Origin of the sequence: Bacillus sp. AR2-1 (assembly GCF_008368755.1) — a bacterium.
In the GTDB taxonomy this organism is placed as follows: Bacteria; Bacillota; Bacilli; order Bacillales; family Bacillaceae_G; genus Bacillus_A; species Bacillus_A wiedmannii.
Genome location: NZ_QORY01000007.1, coordinates 53602 through 75585, shown reverse-complemented (window position 1 = coordinate 75585; position 21984 = coordinate 53602). Strand labels below are relative to the sequence as shown.

The 21984-nt window shown below is 37.6% G+C and carries 26 protein-coding genes; 16 read left to right on the top strand and 10 right to left on the bottom strand.

What is annotated here, in order from left to right; translation table 11 throughout:
* Positions 1 to 38 precede the first annotated feature (38 nt).
* From DT250_RS07175 to sufB, 9 genes are all read left to right on the top strand, one after another.
* A complete protein-coding gene (locus DT250_RS07175) occupies positions 39 to 1064 on the top strand; it encodes a methionine ABC transporter ATP-binding protein (RefSeq protein ID WP_088064733.1) in 1026 nt (341 codons plus the stop codon).
* Positions 1057 to 1722 (top strand): methionine ABC transporter permease, encoded by a 666-nt coding sequence (locus DT250_RS07170; RefSeq protein ID WP_000359548.1) that lies wholly within the window; start codon positions 1057 to 1059, stop codon positions 1720 to 1722. The genes DT250_RS07175 and DT250_RS07170 overlap by 8 nt, the downstream gene beginning before the upstream one ends.
* Before the next feature lie 24 nt (positions 1723 to 1746).
* Positions 1747 to 2559 carry a methionine ABC transporter substrate-binding lipoprotein MetQ gene (metQ, locus tag DT250_RS07165; RefSeq protein WP_097891388.1) on the top strand — a complete coding sequence of 271 codons (813 nt, stop codon included), beginning with the start codon at positions 1747 to 1749 and terminating at the stop codon, positions 2557 to 2559.
* 71 nt (positions 2560 to 2630) lie between these two features.
* The gene (gene metQ, locus DT250_RS07160) at positions 2631 to 3437 is read left to right on the top strand and encodes a methionine ABC transporter substrate-binding lipoprotein MetQ (protein ID WP_097907384.1); all 807 of its coding nucleotides are present in this window, start codon (positions 2631 to 2633) and stop codon (positions 3435 to 3437) included.
* A gap of 238 nt (positions 3438 to 3675) precedes the next feature.
* Positions 3676 to 4461, top strand: a complete 786-nt coding sequence (gene sufC, locus DT250_RS07155) for a Fe-S cluster assembly ATPase SufC (protein WP_000929162.1) — start codon at positions 3676 to 3678, stop codon at positions 4459 to 4461.
* A 15-nt stretch (positions 4462 to 4476) separates the two neighbouring features.
* A complete protein-coding gene (sufD, locus tag DT250_RS07150) occupies positions 4477 to 5769 on the top strand; it encodes a Fe-S cluster assembly protein SufD (protein ID WP_149212849.1) in 1293 nt (430 codons plus the stop codon).
* Positions 5769 to 6989 (top strand): cysteine desulfurase SufS, encoded by a 1221-nt coding sequence (gene sufS / locus DT250_RS07145; protein ID WP_001020765.1) that lies wholly within the window; start codon positions 5769 to 5771, stop codon positions 6987 to 6989. Before sufD ends, sufS begins: the two co-directional genes overlap by 1 nt.
* The gene (sufU, locus tag DT250_RS07140; RefSeq protein WP_000009525.1) at positions 6979 to 7410 is read left to right on the top strand and encodes a Fe-S cluster assembly sulfur transfer protein SufU; all 432 of its coding nucleotides are present in this window, start codon (positions 6979 to 6981) and stop codon (positions 7408 to 7410) included. The genes sufS and sufU overlap by 11 nt, the downstream gene beginning before the upstream one ends.
* Before the next feature lie 48 nt (positions 7411 to 7458).
* Positions 7459 to 8856: a Fe-S cluster assembly protein SufB gene (gene sufB, locus DT250_RS07135; RefSeq protein WP_001118829.1), complete on the top strand. Its 1398-nt coding sequence runs from the start codon at positions 7459 to 7461 to the stop codon at positions 8854 to 8856.
* A gap of 170 nt (positions 8857 to 9026) precedes the next feature.
* Here the strand turns inward: sufB and DT250_RS07130 are convergent, their stop codons facing one another.
* The gene (locus tag DT250_RS07130; RefSeq protein WP_098133971.1) at positions 9027 to 9773 is read right to left on the bottom strand and encodes a VanZ family protein; all 747 of its coding nucleotides are present in this window, start codon (positions 9771 to 9773) and stop codon (positions 9027 to 9029) included.
* On the bottom strand, positions 9773 to 10102 hold the full coding sequence (locus DT250_RS07125; RefSeq protein ID WP_098133972.1) for a PadR family transcriptional regulator: 330 nt from the start codon (positions 10100 to 10102) through the stop codon (positions 9773 to 9775). The genes DT250_RS07130 and DT250_RS07125 overlap by 1 nt, the downstream gene beginning before the upstream one ends.
* A gap of 563 nt (positions 10103 to 10665) precedes the next feature.
* Between DT250_RS07125 and DT250_RS07120 the strand changes: the two genes are divergently transcribed.
* The 3 genes from DT250_RS07120 to yunB all read left to right on the top strand — a co-directional run bounded on the left by DT250_RS07120 (position 10666) and on the right by yunB (position 13235).
* The gene (locus tag DT250_RS07120) at positions 10666 to 12081 is read left to right on the top strand and encodes a bifunctional metallophosphatase/5'-nucleotidase (protein ID WP_370513120.1); all 1416 of its coding nucleotides are present in this window, start codon (positions 10666 to 10668) and stop codon (positions 12079 to 12081) included.
* A gap of 65 nt (positions 12082 to 12146) precedes the next feature.
* Positions 12147 to 12449: a YunC family protein gene (locus DT250_RS07115; protein ID WP_000248463.1), complete on the top strand. Its 303-nt coding sequence runs from the start codon at positions 12147 to 12149 to the stop codon at positions 12447 to 12449.
* A gap of 54 nt (positions 12450 to 12503) precedes the next feature.
* Positions 12504 to 13235: a sporulation protein YunB gene (yunB, locus tag DT250_RS07110; protein WP_046954393.1), complete on the top strand. Its 732-nt coding sequence runs from the start codon at positions 12504 to 12506 to the stop codon at positions 13233 to 13235.
* 36 nt (positions 13236 to 13271) lie between these two features.
* On the opposite strand, the gene DT250_RS07105 is transcribed toward yunB, so the two are convergent.
* Positions 13272 to 14255, bottom strand: coding sequence for a M23 family metallopeptidase (locus tag DT250_RS07105; RefSeq protein ID WP_000944677.1), 984 nt, complete (start codon positions 14253 to 14255; stop codon positions 13272 to 13274).
* Between the two features lie 189 nt (positions 14256 to 14444).
* On the opposite strand from DT250_RS07105, the gene lipA reads away from it, so the two are divergent.
* Complete coding sequence (gene lipA, locus DT250_RS07100) at positions 14445 to 15341, top strand: lipoyl synthase (protein ID WP_000166369.1); 897 nt, start codon at positions 14445 to 14447, stop codon at positions 15339 to 15341.
* A gap of 20 nt (positions 15342 to 15361) precedes the next feature.
* On the opposite strand, the gene DT250_RS07095 is transcribed toward lipA, so the two are convergent.
* Positions 15362 to 15841 carry a YbaK/EbsC family protein gene (locus DT250_RS07095; RefSeq protein ID WP_048542306.1) on the bottom strand — a complete coding sequence of 160 codons (480 nt, stop codon included), beginning with the start codon at positions 15839 to 15841 and terminating at the stop codon, positions 15362 to 15364.
* A 74-nt stretch (positions 15842 to 15915) separates the two neighbouring features.
* Complete coding sequence (locus DT250_RS07090; RefSeq protein WP_088080791.1) at positions 15916 to 16470, bottom strand: histidine phosphatase family protein; 555 nt, start codon at positions 16468 to 16470, stop codon at positions 15916 to 15918.
* 134 nt (positions 16471 to 16604) lie between these two features.
* Between DT250_RS07090 and DT250_RS07085 the strand changes: the two genes are divergently transcribed.
* Positions 16605 to 17048, top strand: coding sequence for a hypothetical protein (locus tag DT250_RS07085; RefSeq protein WP_088608550.1), 444 nt, complete (start codon positions 16605 to 16607; stop codon positions 17046 to 17048).
* Positions 17049 to 17071: 23 nt separating this feature from the next.
* On the opposite strand, the gene DT250_RS07080 is transcribed toward DT250_RS07085, so the two are convergent.
* Complete coding sequence (locus DT250_RS07080) at positions 17072 to 17887, bottom strand: YhfC family intramembrane metalloprotease (protein ID WP_116868002.1); 816 nt, start codon at positions 17885 to 17887, stop codon at positions 17072 to 17074.
* Between the two features lie 99 nt (positions 17888 to 17986).
* Here DT250_RS07080 and DT250_RS07075 point away from each other — a divergent pair, with 99 nt between their 5' ends.
* Complete coding sequence (locus tag DT250_RS07075; RefSeq protein ID WP_060488132.1) at positions 17987 to 18718, top strand: MerR family transcriptional regulator; 732 nt, start codon at positions 17987 to 17989, stop codon at positions 18716 to 18718.
* A gap of 30 nt (positions 18719 to 18748) precedes the next feature.
* Here the strand turns inward: DT250_RS07075 and DT250_RS07070 are convergent, their stop codons facing one another.
* Positions 18749 to 19327: a YhcN/YlaJ family sporulation lipoprotein gene (locus DT250_RS07070; RefSeq protein WP_046954398.1), complete on the bottom strand. Its 579-nt coding sequence runs from the start codon at positions 19325 to 19327 to the stop codon at positions 18749 to 18751.
* A gap of 142 nt (positions 19328 to 19469) precedes the next feature.
* Here DT250_RS07070 and DT250_RS07065 point away from each other — a divergent pair, with 142 nt between their 5' ends.
* On the top strand, positions 19470 to 19754 hold the full coding sequence (locus DT250_RS07065; protein WP_370512873.1) for a YutD family protein: 285 nt from the start codon (positions 19470 to 19472) through the stop codon (positions 19752 to 19754).
* A gap of 45 nt (positions 19755 to 19799) precedes the next feature.
* Here DT250_RS07065 and DT250_RS07060 read toward each other — a convergent pair whose 3' ends face one another.
* The 3 genes from DT250_RS07060 to glpX all read right to left on the bottom strand — a co-directional run bounded on the left by DT250_RS07060 (position 19800) and on the right by glpX (position 21922).
* The gene (locus DT250_RS07060) at positions 19800 to 20297 is read right to left on the bottom strand and encodes a cytoplasmic protein (protein ID WP_088064724.1); all 498 of its coding nucleotides are present in this window, start codon (positions 20295 to 20297) and stop codon (positions 19800 to 19802) included.
* 370 nt (positions 20298 to 20667) lie between these two features.
* The gene (locus DT250_RS07050) at positions 20668 to 20934 is read right to left on the bottom strand and encodes a DUF3055 domain-containing protein (RefSeq protein WP_000392614.1); all 267 of its coding nucleotides are present in this window, start codon (positions 20932 to 20934) and stop codon (positions 20668 to 20670) included.
* Positions 20935 to 20950: 16 nt separating this feature from the next.
* Entirely contained in the window at positions 20951 to 21922 is a 972-nt protein-coding gene (glpX, locus tag DT250_RS07045) for a class II fructose-bisphosphatase (protein ID WP_000439090.1), read from the bottom strand.
* Positions 21923 to 21984 lie beyond the last annotated feature (62 nt).

Sequence of the window (21984 nt, the reverse complement as noted above, 5' to 3'; positions counted from 1 at the left end):
CCGCTTACGCTTTTTAAACAAAAAAAGGGGTGAACATCATGATCTTGTTAGAAAATGTAAAGAAAATATATAAAGCAAAAAGCGGTGATGTCACTGCTGTAGATAATGCCAATTTAAAAATAGACAAAGGTGAAATATTTGGTGTAATCGGATATAGTGGCGCTGGGAAAAGTTCTTTAATCAGATTATTCAATCAGTTAGAGAAACCAACTTCTGGCCAAATTACAATTGCAAATCGTGTGATTTCAGCAATTACAGGGAGTGAACTTCGTAAGGCAAGGCAAGAAATCGGAATGATTTTTCAGCACTTCAACTTACTTTGGTCACGAACTGTACGCGAAAATATCGAGTTCCCACTTGAAATTGCAGGTGTTGATAAGGCGAAGAGAAGAAAACGAGTGGATGAGTTAATTCATCTTGTTGGATTAGAAGGAAGAGGGGACGCGTATCCATCTCAGCTGAGCGGAGGACAAAAGCAACGCGTTGGTATTGCAAGAGCATTAGCTAACAATCCACAAGTGCTTTTATGTGATGAAGCGACATCAGCTCTTGATCCAGAAACGACAGATCAAATTTTAGATTTATTATTAGATATTAATAAGCGTCTCGGTTTAACAATTGTACTCATTACACACGAGATGCACGTGATTCGAAAGATTTGTAATCGAGTGGCGGTAATGGAGAAAGGGAAGATTGTAGAAACGGGTCCAGTACTTGATGTATTCCGCAATCCGCAGAAAGACATTACAAAGCGATTTGTACAGCAGTTAACGGATTCTGAAGATACAAATGAAACGATTGAAAGTTTAATTGAAAAGTATCCAGATGGTAAAGTAGTTCGTTTGCAGTTTATCGGTGAAGCTGTAGAAAGACCAGTACTTCAAAGATTAATGCAACGCAGTGATATAGAAGTTAGCATTTTGCAAGGAAACATCGCCCAAACAAATAACGGCTCTTACGGTAGTTTAGTTATTCATTTAAATGGTGAGGAAACAGCGATTCAGCAAGCAATAGAGGGAATACATCAAGATCAAGTAGAGCTGGAGGTGATTGCACATGGATAAGTTACTCACAAATATTGATTGGAATCAAATGTTAGAAGCAACTGGTGAAACGTTATATATGACGGCAATCGCAGCTCTTGCCACATTTGTTTTAGGACTAATTTTAGGATTGTTACTCTTTATGACAGCGAAAGATAATTTATGGGAAAACAAATCGGTTAACACGGCGATTGGAGCGTTCGTAAACATTTTCCGCTCGATACCATTCATCATTTTAATCATTTTATTAATCCCATTCACAAAGATTCTGCTTGGAACAATTCTTGGAGCGAGTGCAGCACTGCCAGCTTTAATTATTGGAGCGGCACCGTTTTACGCGAGAATGGTTGAAATTGCACTTCGCGAAATTGATAAAGGTGTAATTGAAGCTTCAAAAGCAATGGGAGCAAAAACAAGCACTATTATTTTGAAAGTATTAATTCCAGAATCGTTACCAGCATTAGTATCTGGTATTACGGTTACAACAATCGCTTTAGTAGGCTATACAGCAATGGCGGGGGTTGTTGGTGCTGGTGGCCTTGGAACACTTGCTTATTTAGAAGGATTCCAGCGAGGAAATAACGATGTAACAATCGTTGCGACAATTTGTGTATTACTAGTGGTATTTTTCATTCAGTGGATTGGTGATAGTGTAACGACTCGAATAGATAAACGATAATAAAAAAACAGGAGGATGTTTCAAATGAAAAAATTATTACTTACAGCACTTATTTCAACTTCTATTTTTGGGTTAGCTGCTTGTGGCGGGAAAGATAAAGATGAAAAGAAACTAGTTGTGGGGGCTTCTAACGTGCCGCACGCTGAAATTTTAGAAAAGGCAAAACCGTTACTTGAGAAAAAAGGAATTGAATTAGAAGTGAAAAAGTTCCAAGATTACGTGTTACCAAATAAATCGTTAGCGGATAAGGATTTAGATGCAAACTACTTCCAGCATATTCCGTATTTAGAAAAAGAAATGAAAGATAAAAAATATGATTTTGAAATAGCAGGGAAAATTCACTTGGAACCAATTGGTGTATATTCTCAAAAATATAAGAGTTTAAAAGAACTTCCAGACGGGGCGACAATTATTATGAGTAATTCCGTTACTGACCATGGACGTGGTTTAGCAATTTTACAAAAAGAAGGCATTTTAAAAATTAAAGACGGAGTAGATCCAGTTAGTGCAACTCCAAAAGATATTGCAGATAATCCGAAAAACTTAAAGTTCAAAACGGATATCGAGCCTGGTTTGTTACCACAAGTGTATAACAATAAAGAAGGCGACGCTGTTTTAATTAACTCGAACTATGCAATTGATGCGAAATTAAATCCAGAAAAAGATGCAATTGCAATTGAAGGTGATGATTCTCCATACACAAACGTATTAGTGGTTCGTAAAGGTGATAAAGATAAAAAAGGGATTAAAGAGCTTGTAGAAGTATTGCATTCTAAAGAAATCGAAGACTTTATTAATAAAGAATATAAAGGAGCGGTTGTTCCTGTAAAAGAATAATTGCTGAAAAGAGCTGGTGTATGCCAGCCTTTTTTATAACTACATAACTATAGGGGAGAAGGGGACATCATATGAAAAAGATTCTATTGTCAGTTGTTACAGCACTGTCTGTATTTACATTAGCTGCTTGCGGAGGGGAAGAAGAGAATAAGCTTGTTGTGGGAGCTTCTAACGTGCCACATGCTGTTATTTTAGAAAAGGCACAGCCGATACTAGAGAAAAAGGGCATTAAATTAGAGATTAAAAAGTTCCAGGATTATGTTTTGCCGAATAAAGCGTTAGCGGATAAGGAAATTGATGCGAACTACTTCCAACACATTCCTTACTTAGATAAAGAAATTCAAGAAAAGGGATATAAAATTGTAAACGCAGGAAAAATCCATTTAGAGCCAATGGGCATTTATTCTAAGAAGTATAAAAGTTTAAAAGAATTGCCAGATGGCGGAACAGTTATTATGAGTAATAACGTAGCGGAGCGTGGCCGTATGCTCGCATTGTTACAAAAAGGTGGCGTTATTAAATTAAAAGACGGTGTAGATGTTGTTAAAGCAACAGTAAAAGATGTTGTAGAAAATCCGAAAAACTTAAAGTTTAAAACAGATGTAGAACCGGGACTTTCACCGAAGCTATATGAAAATAATGAAGGTGATGCTTTATTCATTAATTCAAACTACGCAATTGATGCGAAATTAAATCCAACAAAGGATGCAATTGCGATTGAAGGATCAGACTCTCCGTATGCAAATATTATTGCAGTTCGTAAAGGTGACGAGAAGAAAAAAGAAATTAAAGAACTAGTAGAAGTACTGCATTCAAAAGAAATTCAAGATTTTATTAATAAAGAATATAAAGGTGCTGTACTTCCGGTAAGTGAATAAATATAAGGGAAGGACTGGAAAATTACCAGTCCTTTTTTCTTTATATAAATAAGAAGAAAGGTGTATCATATAAAGATGCAAGGGAAATACTTATATACATTTGTGAAAAAATTGTTACTTTTTTTCGTCGTTTGCGATATCATTTTATTTGATATAAAATTAGAATGAGAATAAAATGAGAATATGAACGTTTTAGGAATTTTTAAAATGTATATAGAGGATTAATGGAGGTATTGAGATGGCTGGTTCTACATTAACGGTTAAAGACTTACACGTATCAATCGACGGTAAAGAAATTTTAAAAGGTGTAAACCTTGAAGTAAAAGGTGGAGAAATCCACGCAATTATGGGACCTAACGGAACAGGTAAATCAACTTTATCTTCTGCAATTATGGGTCACCCAAAATATGAAGTAACAGAAGGTAGCATCATCATCGACGGTGAAGATGTATTAGAAATGGAAGTAGATGAGCGAGCACAAGCAGGTCTATTTCTAGCAATGCAATATCCAAGTGAAATTAGCGGAGTAACAAACGCTGACTTCTTACGTTCTGCAATTAACGCACGTCGTGAAGAAGGCGATGAAATTTCTCTTATGAAATTTATCCGTACTTTAGATAAAAACATGGAATTCCTAGAAATGGATCCAGAAATGGCACAACGTTACTTAAACGAAGGTTTCTCTGGTGGAGAGAAAAAACGTAACGAAATTCTTCAATTAATGATGATTGAGCCAAAAATCGCAATCTTAGATGAAATCGACTCAGGTCTTGATATCGATGCATTAAAAGTTGTATCTAAAGGTATTAACCAAATGCGTGGCGAAGAGTTCGGTTGCCTAATGATTACGCATTACCAACGTTTATTAAACTACATCACTCCAGACTTCGTTCACGTTATGATGAACGGTCGTATCGTTAAATCTGGTGGCCCTGAGCTTGCACAACGTCTAGAAGCTGAAGGTTACGACTGGATTAAAAAAGAATTAGGTATTGAAGACGAAACAGCAGAGCAAGAAGCGTAAGAGAGGAGCATAAACATGACAATCGGTACATTACCTTTCGATCAAGAAACAATCCGTCAGCGCGCAAGCGAAGTAAACGAAGCTGCTTGGTTGACTGAGTTCCGCTTACAAGCTCTTGCACAAGCAACTGAACTTCCAATGCCAACGCCTGATAAAACGAAAATTGAAAAATGGGACTTTATCGGAAAAGGCGACACTGCTAAGCAAGAGCCTGTAAGTTCTTTAACAGAGCTTCCAGAAGCAGTGAAAAACTTAATCGATGAAAATAACAGCGTATTAGTACAACGTACTGGTACAACTGCATTCGTTTCTTTAGCAGACGAAGCAAAAGAAAAAGGTGTTATTTTTACAGACATCGTAACAGCTGCAACAGAGCATGCTGAACTATTACAAAAGTATTTAATGAAAGACGGCGTGAAGGTAGACGAGCATCGTTTAACTGCACTTCATGCTGCATTAATCAACGGCGGTGCATTTGTATATGTTCCGAAAAACGTTGTTCTTGAAACTCCACTTCAAGCTGTATTCTTAGTAGACGGCGAAGAAGCTAACGTATATAACCACGTATTATTCGTAGCTGATGCGAACAGTACTGCAACTTATGTAGAAAACTACGTTGCAAATGAAAACGCTAAAGGTATTGCAAATATCGTAGCAGAAGTAATCGTGGAACAAGGCGCACAAGTGAAATTTGGTGCGGTTGATCTATTAGCAAAAGACGTAACAACTTACGTTAACCGCCGCGGTGTTGTTGGACGCGACGGCCGCATTGATTGGGCTCTAGGCCTTATGAATGACGGAAACACAATTTCAGAGAACGTTACGAATTTAATGGGCGACGGATCATATGCTGATACAAAAACAGTAACAATTGGTCGTGGTAACCAAACACAAAACTTTACAACTAAAGTTGTTCACTTCGGTAAACACTCTGAAGGTTGGATTTTAAAACACGGTGTACAAAAAGATAGTGCAACATCTATCTTTAACGGAATTGGTAAGATTGAACATGGTGCATCTAAATCAAATGCACAACAATCTTCTCGCGTTCTTATGTTAGATGAAAAAGCTCGCGGTGATGCAAACCCAATTCTTTTAATCGACGAAGATGATGTAATGGCAGGTCACGCAGCTTCAGTAGGCCGCGTAGATCCGTACCAATTATACTACTTGATGAGCCGTGGTATTCCAAAACGCGAAGCAGAACGTTTAGTCATCCATGGATTCTTAGCACCTGTAGTAAATGAGCTTCCAATTGAAGGAGTAAAGGCACAGCTTGTCGAGGTAATTGAAAGGAAAGTTCGCTAATGAATATTCATGAAATACGCAAACAGTTTCCAATTCTTGATCAAAAAGTGAACGGCAAACAACTTGTATATTTCGATAGTGCAGCAACTTCTCAAAAACCAATTCAAGTCATTGAAACGTTAGAACGTTACTATAAAGAATATAATTCTAACGTGCATCGCGGTGTTCATACGCTCGGTACGAAAGCTACCGACGCGTATGAAGGTGCACGCGAGAAAGTTCGCAAGTTTATTAACGCGAAATCAATGGAAGAGATTATTTTCACGCGCGGAACGACAACTGCATTAAATACAGTAGCGGCTAGCTATGGTCTTGAAAATGTAAAAGAAGGCGATGAAATCGTTATTTCTTACATGGAACACCATAGTAACATCATTCCGTGGCAACAAGTTGCGAAGAAAACTGGTGCAACTTTAAAATACCTTCCGCTTCAACCAGACGGTACAATTTCTTTAGAAGATGTTCGTCAAACAGTTACACCGAATACAAAAATCGTTTCTATTATGCAAGTATCAAACGTACTTGGAACGATTAACCCTGTAAAAGAAATCGGAGCAATTGCACATGAAAACGGTGCAATCATGATCGTTGATGGAGCACAAAGTGCACCTCATATGAAAGTGGATGTACAAGATTTAAACTGTGATTTCTACGCATTATCTGCTCATAAGATGTGCGGACCTACAGGTATCGGCGTATTATATGGTAAAAAAGAATTGCTGAACAATATGGAGCCAATTGAATTTGGCGGTGAAATGATTGATTTCGTAGATTTACAAGAATCTACTTGGAAAGAGCTTCCGTGGAAGTTTGAAGCAGGTACACCGATTATCGGTAATGCAATCGGACTTGGTGCGGCAATTGATTTCCTAGAAGAAATCGGTCTTCATAATATTGAAAAGCATGAACATGAATTAGCGCAATATGCTTTAGAAAGACTATCAGAAGTAGATGGCGTTACAATTTATGGTCCAAAGCATCGCGCTGGTCTTGTTACATTTAATATTGAAGACGTACATCCTCATGATGTAGCAACTGTATTAGATGTAGAAGGCATTGCGGTTCGCGCAGGACACCACTGTGCACAACCGCTTATGAAGTGGCTGAAAGCTTCTTCTACAGCACGTGCGAGCTTCTATTTATATAATACAAAAGAAGAAATTGATACATTTGTTGAATCACTAATCAAGACAAAGGAGTATTTCACAAATGTCATTTAATAATTTAGATACGTTATACCGTCAAGTTATTATGGATCATTATAAGAATCCTCGTAACAATGGCGTGTTAGAAGATAGTGTTACTGTTAACTTGAACAATCCAACTTGCGGCGATCGTATTCAACTTACGATGAAAGTAGAAGAAGGTATTGTACAAGAGGCGAAGTTTGAAGGAGAAGGGTGTTCTATCTCAATGTCTTCAGCTTCGATGATGACACAAGCAGTAAAAGGTAAGAAAATTGAAGAGGCACTTCAGCTTTCTAAAATTTTCTCTGACATGATGCTAGGAAAAGAGTACGATGACAGCATTGATTTAGGAGATATTGAAGCATTACAAGGCGTATGCAAGTTCCCTGCACGTATTAAATGTGCAACATTAGCGTGGAAAGCGTTAGAAAAGGGCTTAAACGAAGATAAGTAATGTTAAAGGTTCCTAAAAACGAGGTTATCTAAGGAGGGACACACCAACATGGCGAAGCAACTGCCAGATATCGGCGATTATAAATATGGTTTCAAAGACAAAGACGTTTCGATTTTCCGTGCTGGACGCGGTTTAACAAAAGAAATCGTTGAAGAGATTTCACGTATGAAAGAAGAACCACAGTGGATGTTAGACTTCCGTTTAAAATCACTGGATAAGTTCTATGAAATGCCAATGCCACAATGGGGCGGCGACTTAAACGACTTAGATTTCGATGAAATTACGTACTACGTAAAACCATCTGAGAAATCTGAGAAGTCTTGGGATGAAGTACCTGAGGAAATTAAAGCGACATTTGATAAATTAGGTATTCCTGAAGCTGAGCAAAAATATTTAGCTGGTGTATCTGCACAGTACGAATCTGAAGTTGTATACCACAACATGAAAGAAGACCTAGAAGCTCTAGGAATCGTCTTCAAAGATACAGATAGCGCATTAAAAGAGAACGAAGATATTTTCCGTGAGCATTTCGGAAAAGTAATCCCACCAACAGACAACAAATTCTCTGCATTAAACTCTGCAGTTTGGTCTGGTGGATCATTCATCTACGTTCCAAAAGGTATTAAAGTGGATACACCACTTCAAGCGTACTTCCGTATTAACTCTGAAAATATGGGACAATTCGAGCGTACGCTTATCATCGTAGACGAAGGCGCACACGTACACTACGTAGAAGGTTGTACAGCACCTGTTTACACGACTAACTCACTTCACAGTGCGGTAGTAGAAATCATCATTAAGAAAGATGCATATTGCCGTTATACAACAATCCAAAACTGGGCGAACAACGTATACAACCTAGTTACAAAACGTGCGGTTTGTGAAGAAAACGCAACGATGGAATGGATTGACGGTAACATCGGATCTAAATTAACGATGAAATACCCAGCAGTTATCTTAAAAGGCGAAGGCGCTCGTGGTTTAACATTATCTATTGCGATTGCTGGTAAAGGCCAACACCAAGATGCTGGTGCGAAAATGATTCACTTAGCACCAAACACGTCTTCAACAATCGTTTCTAAATCGATTGCGAAGCATGGTGGTAAAGTAACTTACCGTGGTATCGTACAATTCGGACCAAAAGCGAAAAACTCTCGCTCTAACATCGAGTGTGACACGTTAATCATGGATAACCAATCTACATCTGATACAATTCCTTACAACGAAATCAAAAACGATTACGTTTCACTTGAACACGAAGCGAAAGTATCGAAAGTATCAGAAGAACAATTATTCTACCTAATGAGCCGCGGTATTTCTGAGCAAGAAGCTACAGAAATGATCGTAATGGGCTTCATCGAGCCATTCACTCGCGAACTTCCAATGGAATACGCAGTTGAAATGAACCGCCTGATCAAGTTTGAGATGGAAGGTTCTATTGGTTAATATATGTATGAAGAAAGCGCCCTGCTATGCAGGGCGCTTTTTTATGTTGTGCTTGATTGGGTTCAGTTTAGGTCAGTTCAGGGCAGGCTGGGATATCCAGTCGGTGTTTAACTAAATATATCGACTTATCAACAAATTACGACAGGAAGAACAGGCTGTATACCCCGAACCTAAATCGTATCCACCTTATCCACAGATTTAATACGCTCCCAAATATGTTTCATCCCAATGAACGAACCATATCCAATTAAAGCACCTAGCATATTCAATATGATGTCATCAATATCGAAAACACCAGTAAAAGTAAGGAGTTGTAATGATTCAATTAATAAAATAAACTTAATGAAAATTTTTGATGCCATTTTTACATTGTTTATTTGTTTAAATAATAACGGCAGAAGGAATCCGAATGGGATAAATATGATGACGTTCCCTAATGTATTCATAAGTACGATTTCTATATTATAAGGATCTAGTAAATGTGTAGGATCGAATCCACTTAGATAGCTGATTGTACTTTTGAGTGGAATTAAGTTTATTAACCCACCGTGTATAGAATGCCAGTCACCTGTTTCAAAGAAGTACTTCAGATTACCAAAGTAAAAAGCTTGCCTACCGAGCAACAGTTTAAATAATAAAACAAATGAATACGGTAAAAATAATCCCCAACCAATCCACTGTACATATTTTTGCGTAGAAGATTGCATCGCTTTTTCAATTTCAGTTCCTAAAGTAGAGGCTTCTCCGAAGTTTTGAATGGCTAATGTAGTAGCTTCTTCTTCAGATTTTCCTTGATCGAGAAATTCTTGTTTTAAACTTGTAAGATGATCGTAAATTTCGAAGTAAAGTTCGTCTCTATCAGGTTGCGAGAGGTTTGTTTTTTGAACGATACTCTTTATGTATTTTTCAATCGTCATTAATTTAAAGCTCCTTTCTGACAAGTTTTAATAAGAGCTGTAACTGAATCCCACGCTGTTAGTTTTTCTTCTAAAATTTTCTTGCCGTTCGTAGTAATGTGATAAAATTTTCGTTTCATACCAGTTTCAGATTCACCCCAGTAGGAATTGATTAAATCCTTTTGTTCCAAGCGCTTAAGTGCTGGATAGAGTGTACCTTGGCTCATCGTGTATAGATCATTGCTGTTTTCTTTTAGCTTTTGAATAATTTCATATCCGTACGTATCGTGCTGTTTAATGATGGAGAGCAGTAAAATATCAATACTTCCTTTTAATATCTCTTTATCCATTTTATGGTTCACCACCTTATGGTGAGATTGTAACACGACATATGTCGTGTTACAAGGTATATTTTCCGGATGATACCCCATCTAGTATGCATTGAAATATATCAGCGATTATTCAAATAAATCGACCATAACTCCGAATATATCGGCGATTATTGCAATATATCGACGATTCGACAAGGGATATCGACTTATCGACAAAGTAAGACAAAAGAAATTCCGTATATACCCCACAACATGTTGTAGGAAAAGAGACCGACTGGAAGTAAGGCAAAGATACTGACAAATCCACTGACAATCTATTGGAAAATTCAATTGAAGCCCACCTACCGAACTCTCTGTTAAACTTTTTGACAAATCCCCGGAACCCCAACAAATCCCCCGTTCAATCATCTAAAACCCTTCCACACACTAGAAAAAGTTTTCTTATCAAAAAGGACAATCTTTTGCTTTTTCTTATAATGCGAGTACAATGTAAAATAGCAAGAAAAGACGAAAAGTATTTACAGGATTATTGCGTACGTGTAGCGTAAATGGCAGTAAGGAACTGAGAGGAGGTTTTTTCTCTGAATATAAATAAAGAAACAATCATCCACCTTTATCATACAAACGATATACATAGTCATTTTGAAAATTGGCCGCAAATTTCTCGGTTTGTACAAGGGGAGAAAAAGCGAAGACAGGAAGCGGGAGAGACCGTTTTGACGGTTGATATCGGCGATCATGTGGATCGTTTTCATAGTATTTCGGAAGCGACGAATGGACTTGGCAATACGAAGCTTTTGAATGAGGCGTTATATGATTATGTAACGATCGGAAATAATGAAGGAATTACGTTAGCGAAGGAGCATTTGAATCGTCTATATGATGCTGCTGGATTTGAGGTGCTCGTTGCGAATTTATTTGAAAAAGAAGGGGTACGTCCAGCGTGGGCAAAGCCTTATAAATTACATACAACGACAGATGGAATTACGATTGCCTTTATCGGATTAACAGTAGCGTATCCAGAGTTTTATCATATGCTCGATTGGCATATTGAAGATCCGCTTATCCATTTAGAGTCTATTTTAGAAGAAGTGCGAGATGAGGCTCATATTACGGTTGTCCTTTCTCATCTTGGAAAAAGCATGGATGAGTATATGGCAGAGCATTATGATATAGATGTTATTTTAGGTGCACATACGCACCATTTATTTGAGCGTGGCATTCTTATGAATAATACTTTACTTTGTTGTTGTGAAAAGTGGGGACGTTACGTTGGGCACGTTCAGCTTACTGTGGATAAAGAGACGAAGAAGCTGTTGAAAAAGGACGGTAGAGCGATTAAGACAGAACGTTTAGGTGCTTATAGCAAAACGTTATCCACAATTGAATTGCTGCAGGAAGAAAGTAAACAGATTATGGCAGAGCCTGTCGTTCATTTAAAGGAATCTTTACCAGTCGATTGGTTTCATGAGACGGCATTTTCGCACATGTTAGCAAATGCGCTGAAAACGTGGTGCGGTGCAGAAATTGGAATGGTGAACGCTGGTGTGCTATTAGAGGGATTAAATGAAGGTGTTGTGACGCGCGGAGATATTCACAGAATTTGTCCACATCCAATTAATCCATGTTTATTAAAAGTGCCGGGGAAAACGTTAAGAGAAGTTATTTTGAAAGCATGTCGCCCGAATATGGAGAACCTTGAGGTAAAAGGATTCGGATTTCGTGGAAAAGTGATGGGGAAAATGATTTACGCTGGTGTCGAATTCATTCCAGATATGATTCCTGGGAATAAAATTTTACTGGAAGATGTATTGATTAACGGGGAATCGCTGGAATTAGATCGTATATATACGGTAGGAACGATTGATATGTTTACATTCGGATACTTATACCCAGAGCTATCCACACTTTCTGACAAACAATATTATATGCCAGAGTTACTCAGAGATGTGTTAACAGACGTGTTGATAACTCATACATCTTCCGTCAAACTATAGGCTAGTTAACTTGTAACACTCATTTTTCTCTTGTCATACAGATAAGAAAGAGAGGAGTGTGAACTATGGTTAATGTGGAGCCAATTATAATCGATAATTATACGTTTATTGCGGTTAGCGTCAAACTTCCAAAGACAAATTTGCTAGCTGTAATGAGCGATAAAGGATATATTATGTGCGGTGCATTAGATGTAGGTCTTTTAAATGAGAAGTTAGGTGATCGAGGAATTATTGCTGGCCGTGCGGTTGGTGTAAGAACGATTGAACAACTTCTTGAAGCGCCGCTAGAATCAGTAACGATTGAGGCCGAAGCATTAGGTATTACGGCAGGCACAATCGGAAAAGAAGCATTATTAAAAATGAGATAAGCATATATCGTCCCTCCTTCTTGCATAGAAATGATATAAGAAGGAGGTTTTTTTATGAGTATATTTCGTTCGAAAAATTCGCGGTTTCGAAGGGGACCAATTTCCTTTCGGCACATACTGCTTATGTCGTTTATTCTTTTTGTCATATTACTCGTGCAAGGATTATGGATTGTGAATAAAAGCATTCAGCCGACATTACTTAAATATGGGGAAGTAGAGACGCATAAAATGGCGACAGCGGTTATGACGAAGGCGGTAAAAGATAGAATTAATGAAGGGTTTGATGTCGATTCATTAATGAAAGTACAAAATGATAAAAACGGAAAAGTATCCACAATTAATTTAAATACAAAGCAAGTAAATGAAATCGTAACGTCAACGACCACATACATAGAAAAATATTTACAGCAAGTAGAACAAGGTGATTTGAAGGGGCTAGGTATTTCTGAAAAAAATGGAGCAACGATGGCAGTTCCTTTTGGTCGTGTAACGGATAATGCGCTTCTTGGAAATATAGGTCCCGATATTCCAATTGATTTCACGACGATTGGTCATGTGAATACGGATATTAAACAAAAAATTGAACCGCACGGGATCAATACGACAGCGATTCAAATTATTATGGAGATGGAAGTCACGTTGCAAGTGATTATTCCATTTCATACGAAAGAAATAAAGGTAAAACAAGATGTTCCGATTGCAACGCGTATTGTTCAAGGGGAAGTGCCTACTTATTATGGAAGTGGGAGTGTTGTTGTACCTGATAAAAAGAAAACGGATAGTTAGCCGAATTAAAAAAATAACCGTAGCAATATGCTACGGTTATCGTTTTGTATTCGTGCGTTCTTTTCGCTCCCAAAGACTTAAATGCATGTATGGATCGAAAGCCCATTCTGTATAACCATTGTCTTTATACATACCGAAATGTAGGTGGGGCGGGAATTTTCCAGCTGTGCCGGGAGGGCCGTAACCGGTGCTACCGACAAATCCGATTACTTTTCCTGGTTCGACAATTTGTCCAAGCTGTATTTCTTTTGAGAATCCGCCTAAATGAGCGTAATAATGGTAATTATTATGAAGGTCGCGAATACCGATGCGCCATCCGCCAAGACGGTTCCAGCCTTTTGTTTCAATAATGCCATAGCAAGTAGATCTTACTGGTACACCATAGCCTGCAAAAATATCAGTTCCTTCATGAACTCTCCTTCCCCCAAAACTTCTTCCAGCACCGAAAGTACTACGGTAGCTATGGTCACTACGAATCGGAAGAGGGAAAGCATTTCCTTCTAAATTAATACGTCCGTAATGTTTATAAATTTGGGCGTATTCGGTAATTAATTCAACTGTTTTCGCACGTCTATAATATTCCCAAAGCATAATGTGAACACGGTCTTCGGACGTTCCTTGTTTCTTTAAAATTGTCGCTGCTGTATGCAGAAGATCACGGTCGTTATTTGCGTTTGCAAATCCATCTTTGTCACCATCTAAACCCAATCCGCCAAATAGAGAAATTGTATGGGGGAGAGTGTCGTTACCATTAACGGGACCAGCCCATATTTCTGGTTTGAAATAAAGGGAGATAATGGCATCTGGTTTTTTCGGAATATCTTTTCTTACGCTCCGTATATTTCTTTCGTATTGATCCATTGCAGCTAAGTAATACCACGGAATGCCTGAAGATTGCTCGGTTTCTTTATATAGTGCCATGCGCTTTTCGTATATGCTTTGCTGATTATCTTCACCGTAAGCGATATTTTGGTGGAGAAGAAAGCAAATCGAAAGCAAAAGAGAAATTTTTCGAAGCATGAAATAGACTCCTTTCACAACATCACTCTTTTTAGTGTGGGATATACGGAGTATTTCATTATAGGGAACGATTGGAAAAAATCTTAGAATCTTCATTTGAGCAAATCGCTTTCATACGTTAGAATAGATATGTTACATTGAAAGAAGCGAACACGGTAAATTATTTCATATTGTGCGGAGTTGATAACCATGACAAAACAAACAGAATATAAGCGCAAGCCCGAATGGTTGAAAATTAAGTTAAACACGAATGAAAACTATACAGGCTTAAAGAAAATGATGCGTTCTAAGAATCTTCATACAGTTTGTGAGGAAGCAAAATGTCCGAATATTCATGAATGCTGGGCTGTAAGAAAAACAGCAACATTTATGATTTTAGGTGCGGTTTGTACACGTGCTTGTCGTTTTTGTGCGGTTAAAACAGGCTTACCAACTGAGCTTGATTTACAAGAGCCAGAACGCGTAGCAGATTCTGTAGTACAAATGGGCTTAAAGCACGTTGTTATAACAGCGGTTGCACGTGATGATTTAAAGGACGGGGGAGCGGCTGTTTTTGCTGAAACAGTACGCGCTGTACGTCGTAAAAATCCGTTTACGTCAATCGAAGTATTACCATCTGATATGGGTGGAGTAGAAGAAAACTTAAAAATGTTAATGGATGCAAAACCAGATATTTTAAACCATAACATTGAAACAGTACGTCGATTATCTGACCGAGTTCGCGCTAGAGCAAAATATGATCGTTCATTAGAGTTTTTACGTCGAGCAAAAGAAATGCAGCCTGATATTCCAACTAAATCGAGCATTATGGTGGGCTTAGGTGAAACGAGAGAAGATTTAATTGAAGCGATGGATGACTTACGTGCAAACAATGTGGATATTTTAACTCTTGGACAATACCTACAGCCATCTAAGAAGCATTTACCAGTTCTTAAATATTACCCACCAGCAGAATTTGCAGAGCTTAAAGAAATTGCACTTAGCAAAGGCTTTAGCCACTGTGAAGCTGGCCCACTTGTGCGTTCTTCTTACCATGCGGACGAGCAGGTTCGTTCTGCAAAAGAAAAAACAGCAGAAGCAAAATAATGAAAAAAGAGAGCTAATCATTAGCTCTCTTTTTGTTTATATTCTAAAACAGTATTTGGGCATGTTAATAAGATTTTCTTTAATTCCTCTGTGGATAATTCAATTGTAAATTCAGGTACACCAGGTGTAATTAAAATTTTATCGTAAGCATAAATAGCACTATCCACAATAATCGTTACATTTTGTGAATAACCGAAAGGAGCTACACATCCTGGAGTACAGCCTGTTTCTTCTCTTAGCTCATCAGGAGAACAGAGAGATAAGCTTTCTCCTGTTATTTCTTTCATCTCTCCTCGGTTGAGCCTTGTACCCTCTAACGTAAAAAATACGTAATAATCTCCAGACTTTGATTTTAAAAATAAGCTTTTACTTGGAGTGCCGTGTAAGCCAAGCCTTTCACGTACGATACGATCTGTTTCATAATCGAGTACTGGTTCGTGTTCAAACTTTTCGTAAGAAGCATTTGTTTTATGTAGTAAAGCAAGTACATCTTCGTACATATGGAGTGATACCCCTTTCTATTGTTAGTACAGTTTCTTCTCGTGGCGTCAACTGAATGTGTTGGAAAGAGATATTACTTGGACGGTGCTTCCCATAATCGTTTTAGGATACATTGTTTATCGAGTGTAATTTCGTAAATATCAGGATTCGTTAAAGCTCTCCATTCAATAAAGCCGATCGTATGATCAAAGTGCTTTAAAATGAGCGTCAGTAAGTTGCCGTGTGTAACAAGTAGTGTTGTAGTATGGTTTAACTTTAAAACGTCTTGGATAAGTGATATAGCACGATCCGTCGCTTGTTTTGTTGACTCTCCGCCTGAAAAGGCGATATCTATATTTGTAAAAGTAGATTCTAGTTTTTGCAACCAATCATCCATTGGAACGTCGCTTAATATGCGTTCAGCTAATCGTTCATCTTCTTGGATAGACAAGTTAGCTTGAAGCGCATAGGGCCGAATAGAATCGATAGCTCGCACAAATGGGCTTGAAATAATATGATCTATTTGTGATTGGTTTTCTAAGAGGAATGTAGCAAGAGTGTTTGCTTGATTTTTTCCTGCAATCGTTAATTCGGCATCACGTTCTTGTCCAGTTGCTGAACAATGTCGTATTACAATCAATTTCTTCACAATTCATCCCCATCTTTCAAGTTGACGCTATATACTTCGACAAATGTGGGAAAAATTCCTTTTTATTGGAAACGGCATATTGATTTAAATATGTGGAAAAGTAATGTGGATAAATGAACATTTGAGGTGTAATGATGAAAAAAATGATATGTATTATATTCGGTCTTTGTTTTTTTATACACTTGTCCACAACATATGCAGAATCCAATCAAAAATTAAATTATCCAAGCAATCGAAATAAATCATTTGTGAGTGAAGATGTGTTTTACGAACAGTTAGATAAGAAAATCTATAAAGAATACAACAATGCAGCATATAGCGTTCGAAAAAAGATTTTATTTAAAGAAGTGCCGGATAAAGAATTTTCTTTCAGAAAAAAAGCAGCCGTGGGTTGTCGTAGTAGCGTGGTACTTCAAGATTTTTTTGTTCACCCTGATCGCCAAGTTTATTTTTTTGCTTCCTTTTCTCAAAATGAAGCAGAAGAGTTTCATAAGTACATTGTTATAGATGCAGAAACAAAGAGGGAGCTGCAAGAGGGCAAGAGTTATCATCATTGCAAAAATCGTGGTAAAAAATAACCCACCAGCTGGTGGGTTATTTTTTATTCCGGTACACTCATTAATTTCTCTTTCATTTTACGAATAAGAATGACAGCACCAATTGTGAAGAGAAGGGTAATTCCTTCTGCAACAAAGATGTTAATTGTTTTTGTTTGATAAAGTGCCGCGAAAAAGTCTACAAATGCGTGGAATAATATAGCGTAAACAAGGAAGATATATTTCTTCTGTTTTACTGCGTATAAGACAAGCATTGTAAAGGCAATTTGCAATACAAGAGCCATAATTCTTTCCAAGCTGCCAAGGAAGTATAAATAAGCAGGTTGTTCTATTAACATATCCTTTACAAGATTTAATTGTGGTAGTTTTTCTGCCATTTGAGCGAAGCTACCATTGTTAATAGCATTAGCGAATATAAGTGTCTGCAATGCAGAGAATCCGCCAACTAAAATGGATTCAATCCCGCCGTGACCAATTCCATAAGCGAAGCCATCTTTATATTCTAGATATTTTTTTAGTAGGAAGAAGAAGGCAACGAAGCGTCCTAATTCTTCAAAAATACCAGCAGTTAGTCCGCCATAAATTGCAAAGACAAACGGATTTTCTAAAAATGGAGCGATTGCTGGATTACCACGCATAAATAGGTGGAACGGTGTTTCGAGAATTTGGGTAAATCCAATAAAGATAAGAACACCAACGCCGACCACTTTCCAATTAATATTATATTTTTTACGGAAATAAACAAACGCAATAATAGGTACCAGAATCGAAATCACAAGTTGAATTGTGATACTGGCAATTACCGTACTTGAAACCATACTTTCACCGCTTTCTAATATATGTACATATCTATTATGCATGAAATATAGTGGAGATGAAACTTTTAACAAAAAATGAATTTACTTATTGACTCTAACGTTGCGTCATACTTTATCGTATGTATTAAGGGGGAGATACACATGACAATGAAGGTAAAAGAAGTAGCTAATTTAGTTGGAATTAGTGTGCGCACACTGCATCATTACGATGAAATTGGGTTGTTAACCCCAGACGAGACGACAGAGTCTGGATATCGTCTGTATTCCAATAAAAATTTAGAGACATTGCAGCAAATTTTATTTTTTAAAGAGCTAGGCTTCCCTTTGAAGAAAATTAAAGAAATTATCATGAGTCCATCATTTGACCACGAAGAAGCACTACAGCTTCATAAGAAAATGCTTCTTGAAAAACGTGCCAGATTAGATAAGGTGATTGCGACAATTGATAAAACAATTCAGCATACAAAAGGAGAGATTGAAATGACGAATAAAGAGAAATTTGAAGGGTTCGATTTCAGCCATAATCCGTACGAAGAAGAAGCGCGTGAACGATGGGGAGACGCAGCTGTAGATAAGGCTAATGAATACGCGAAAGGTATGTCAAAAGATAATCAAGAAGAGTTTAATACTATTTACAGAAATTTAGCGGCGCTTAGACACGGCGCACCAGATTCTAAAGAGGCACAAGAAGCAATTGGAGTATGGTACGATTACTTGCAAAACTTTGGAGAATATTCACTAGATGCTTTTAAAGGACTCGGTCAAATGTACGTCGCTGATGAGCGCTTCACGAAAAATATCGATAAGTTTGGTGAAGGTTTAGCACAGTTTATGTGTGATGCGATGGAGGTTTATGCGGATCGTAAGAAATAGTAAAAAAGGTGGAGGTTTTCTCCACCTTCTTTATTTTTTAATCATATCATTCAAAGTCTGATCCCCCGTATTGTTTAAATGAGGATTTTTGCTCATTTCTCGCTTTAGCATGTCGAGGCTCTGTGTATATTCTGTATCATTTAAGCTACCTGATTGAAGGCCTTGAATTTGAGAAATCAACTTTTGGTCTGTTGATACATATGCTTTATAATAGCGAGGGACGATGGACAAAGCAGCTTTATATACTTGATCCGCTACGAGTTTTGGATCCGTTGTGTTTGCACGGTATACAACAAATACTTCATCATCGGTAACGAGCGTAGCAGCGTTTGTAACGTCAGGAAGTTTGACTGTCATGCTTGTAATCATTTCAGCGACTTTCTCACGGTTAATGGCTCCTACTTGTTTGTTAGATACTTCATGTTTTTGTTTAGATGAATAACCGACTCTCGTTAATCTTGTATTTGTATTTTCCGTATGATACATGTCGTTTTTATTGGAAACAAGAACACGACTTCCTTCTTCACGTTCCATTTCGGCTTTATTAGATGATTGACAGCCTGCAAATAAGGAAAGAGTGAGGAGAGAGAGTATAATTTGTTTTTTCACGATGTATCACCTCCTTCTCCATAGCATGCACTAATTTTCAATTTTTTGTATTTGAAATTGTTGGTTGGTATGCTTTGTGATACGATAAAAAGAAGAATGCTTAGAGAGGAAGTTAATGATGGAGCAAAAGCAAGAGCAAGAGATGCATGCTACGGTGAGCATTAATAATGTTCAGTACGAAGTAATTAAAAACTTTCGTGACGGTTTTAATGAAGAAGCATTTAAAGAGCGTTATGCAGAAATCTTAAATAAATATGATTACATCGTAGGGGATTGGGGTTATGAGCAACTTAGATTGCGCGGTTTCTTTGATGATAGTAATCAACGTTCGACATATGATACGAAAATTAGTACGTTAACGGAGTATTTATACGAGTACTGTAATTTCGGTTGTGCACACTTCGTATTACGAAAAGTGAAGAAATAAAAAAATCCTCTTACGATTGTAAGAGGATTTTTTGCATATTTTCGCTTATAAACAAATCGAGATATGATCGCCTTCAGAAAGTATTGTATTTGGTTTCATTTGTTGTCCGTTCAATTGAATATCCCCATTTTTAATTTTATCCACAATGCGTGTACGGCTCCAGTCGGAAATATATGTGGATAAGGCTTTATCCATTCGGTGGGAACCGAAAACGATATCTAATACGATCGTGATTTCGGCTATGCCGTTTTCTTTATGTTGTGTAATGGAAATGGTAGTAGTTGTTTCTATTTGATCTTGCTGCGTCATGTCGAATGTTTCAACGTGATCAGTGAATGCTTTATAAATACGAAGCTTTTGATTCCACGTATGATCTTTCGGACATTTATAAATGGCAAAGCGGTATATATTTTTTCCGTTGGCGTTATGCCTACGAATATTCGTGTCAGTAAATAAGGTAGTGCGTCTGCAATTTTTACAATACTTTTCGATTGTGTTTTGCTCATTTTCATATAAACTCCAAGAAAGTTGTACTTTCTGCATTTTCCTTCACCTCTTATAGTAGTGGTAAAGGAACGTAATACAGCTATTTGGATGTCTTGTAGTATGAAGACATGATAAAAAGACAAAAATAAAAGGAGATTCCCTTAGGAACCTCCGTAAACATCATACTACAGATGCGTTACGTTCCTTTGTAATGGGAATGGGCAGACTACTCCCTTGAAAAAGCACGGTGCTTTTTTGAGAGTAATGCTATCCAATTGCTGGTCCATTACAAAGTAAATGTTGGCATACGTAGATAACGTCCTTTCTATCCAAATAGATTTATTCTTAATTATAACATATAAGATTGAAAATTCAAAATACTTTAAGCGAAAAAACACCAGCTAAAATAGCTGGTGCCTAAGATAAATTATATAAGTTCAAATAAAAATGAGCGTAATTCTTCTGCAATTTCTTCAGTCATAGAAAATGCATGCTCTAAGTAGCCTGGTTCGTTTAAATCGTCAGGACCGATGATTGCAAATCTATTGCGCTGTATATCAAGGACAATTGTTTTACCGTAATGACGATCGGAGTATAAAAGCGCTAAATCATGACGCTCATTTTCTCCCATAAAGCTAACGAAACGAGTTCTTGTAGCGACTGTATCGTCGTACAGAAAGAAACGTTCTTCCATACACATGGCTCCTTTATTAAATATCTAAGTTTAAGTGTGGTTTATGATCTAAATGGTGATGCGTTTTAATGAATCGTACCGTTCTTGTTTTGTAACGCATAACGATAGAATATGTTTCAGCTAGATCTCCGCCAAGGAATTTAACACCGTCTAATAACTCACCAGCAGATACACCAGTTGCTGAGAAGATTGCATCATCCCCAGATACTAAGTCATCTAACATAAGAAGTTGACGAGGATCTTCTAATCCCATTTCACGACAACGAGCTTCTTCTTCTTCGTTCATTGGAACTAAGCGAGCTTGCATTTCACCTTCAAGGCATTTTAATGCTGCTGCAGAAATAACACCTTCTGGAGCTCCGCCAATACCTACGAATAAATCAATACCCGTTCCAGGTAGTGCTGTTGCGATTGACGCACCAACATCACCATCACCAAATAATTTTACGCGTGCACCTTTTGCACGAACACGGTCAATAATATCTTGATGACGTTCACGTTCTTGCACGATAACTGTTAGATCGCGAATCTTTTTATTGTTAGCTTCTGCTACAATTTCAATTGTTTTTTCAATTGGATCATCTAAGCTAATTTTACCAGCTGCTTTTGGACCAACCGCGATTTTTTCCATGTACATATCAGGAGCATGAAGGAGGTTTCCTTTATCTGCGATTGCGATAACTGCCATTGCATTTGCAAGACCTTTTGCAACGATGTTTGTACCTTCTAATGGATCAACGGCAATGTCTACTTCTGGACCGTTACCTGTTCCTAGTTCTTCACCAATATACAACATCGGTGCTTCATCAAGTTCTCCTTCACCAATTACAACTGTACCTGCCATGTTTACTGAATCAAACATATCACGCATTGCTGTAGTTGCTGCATCATCTGCTTCGTTTTTCTTTCCGCGGCCCATCCACTGTGCGGATGCTAATGCTGCTGCTTCTGTTACACGGACAATTTCTAGTGCGAGTTCACGTTCCAAGATTCCATTCCTCCAATTTCAAAAATCATACAAATATAACTATAACAAATAACGGAGAAAAG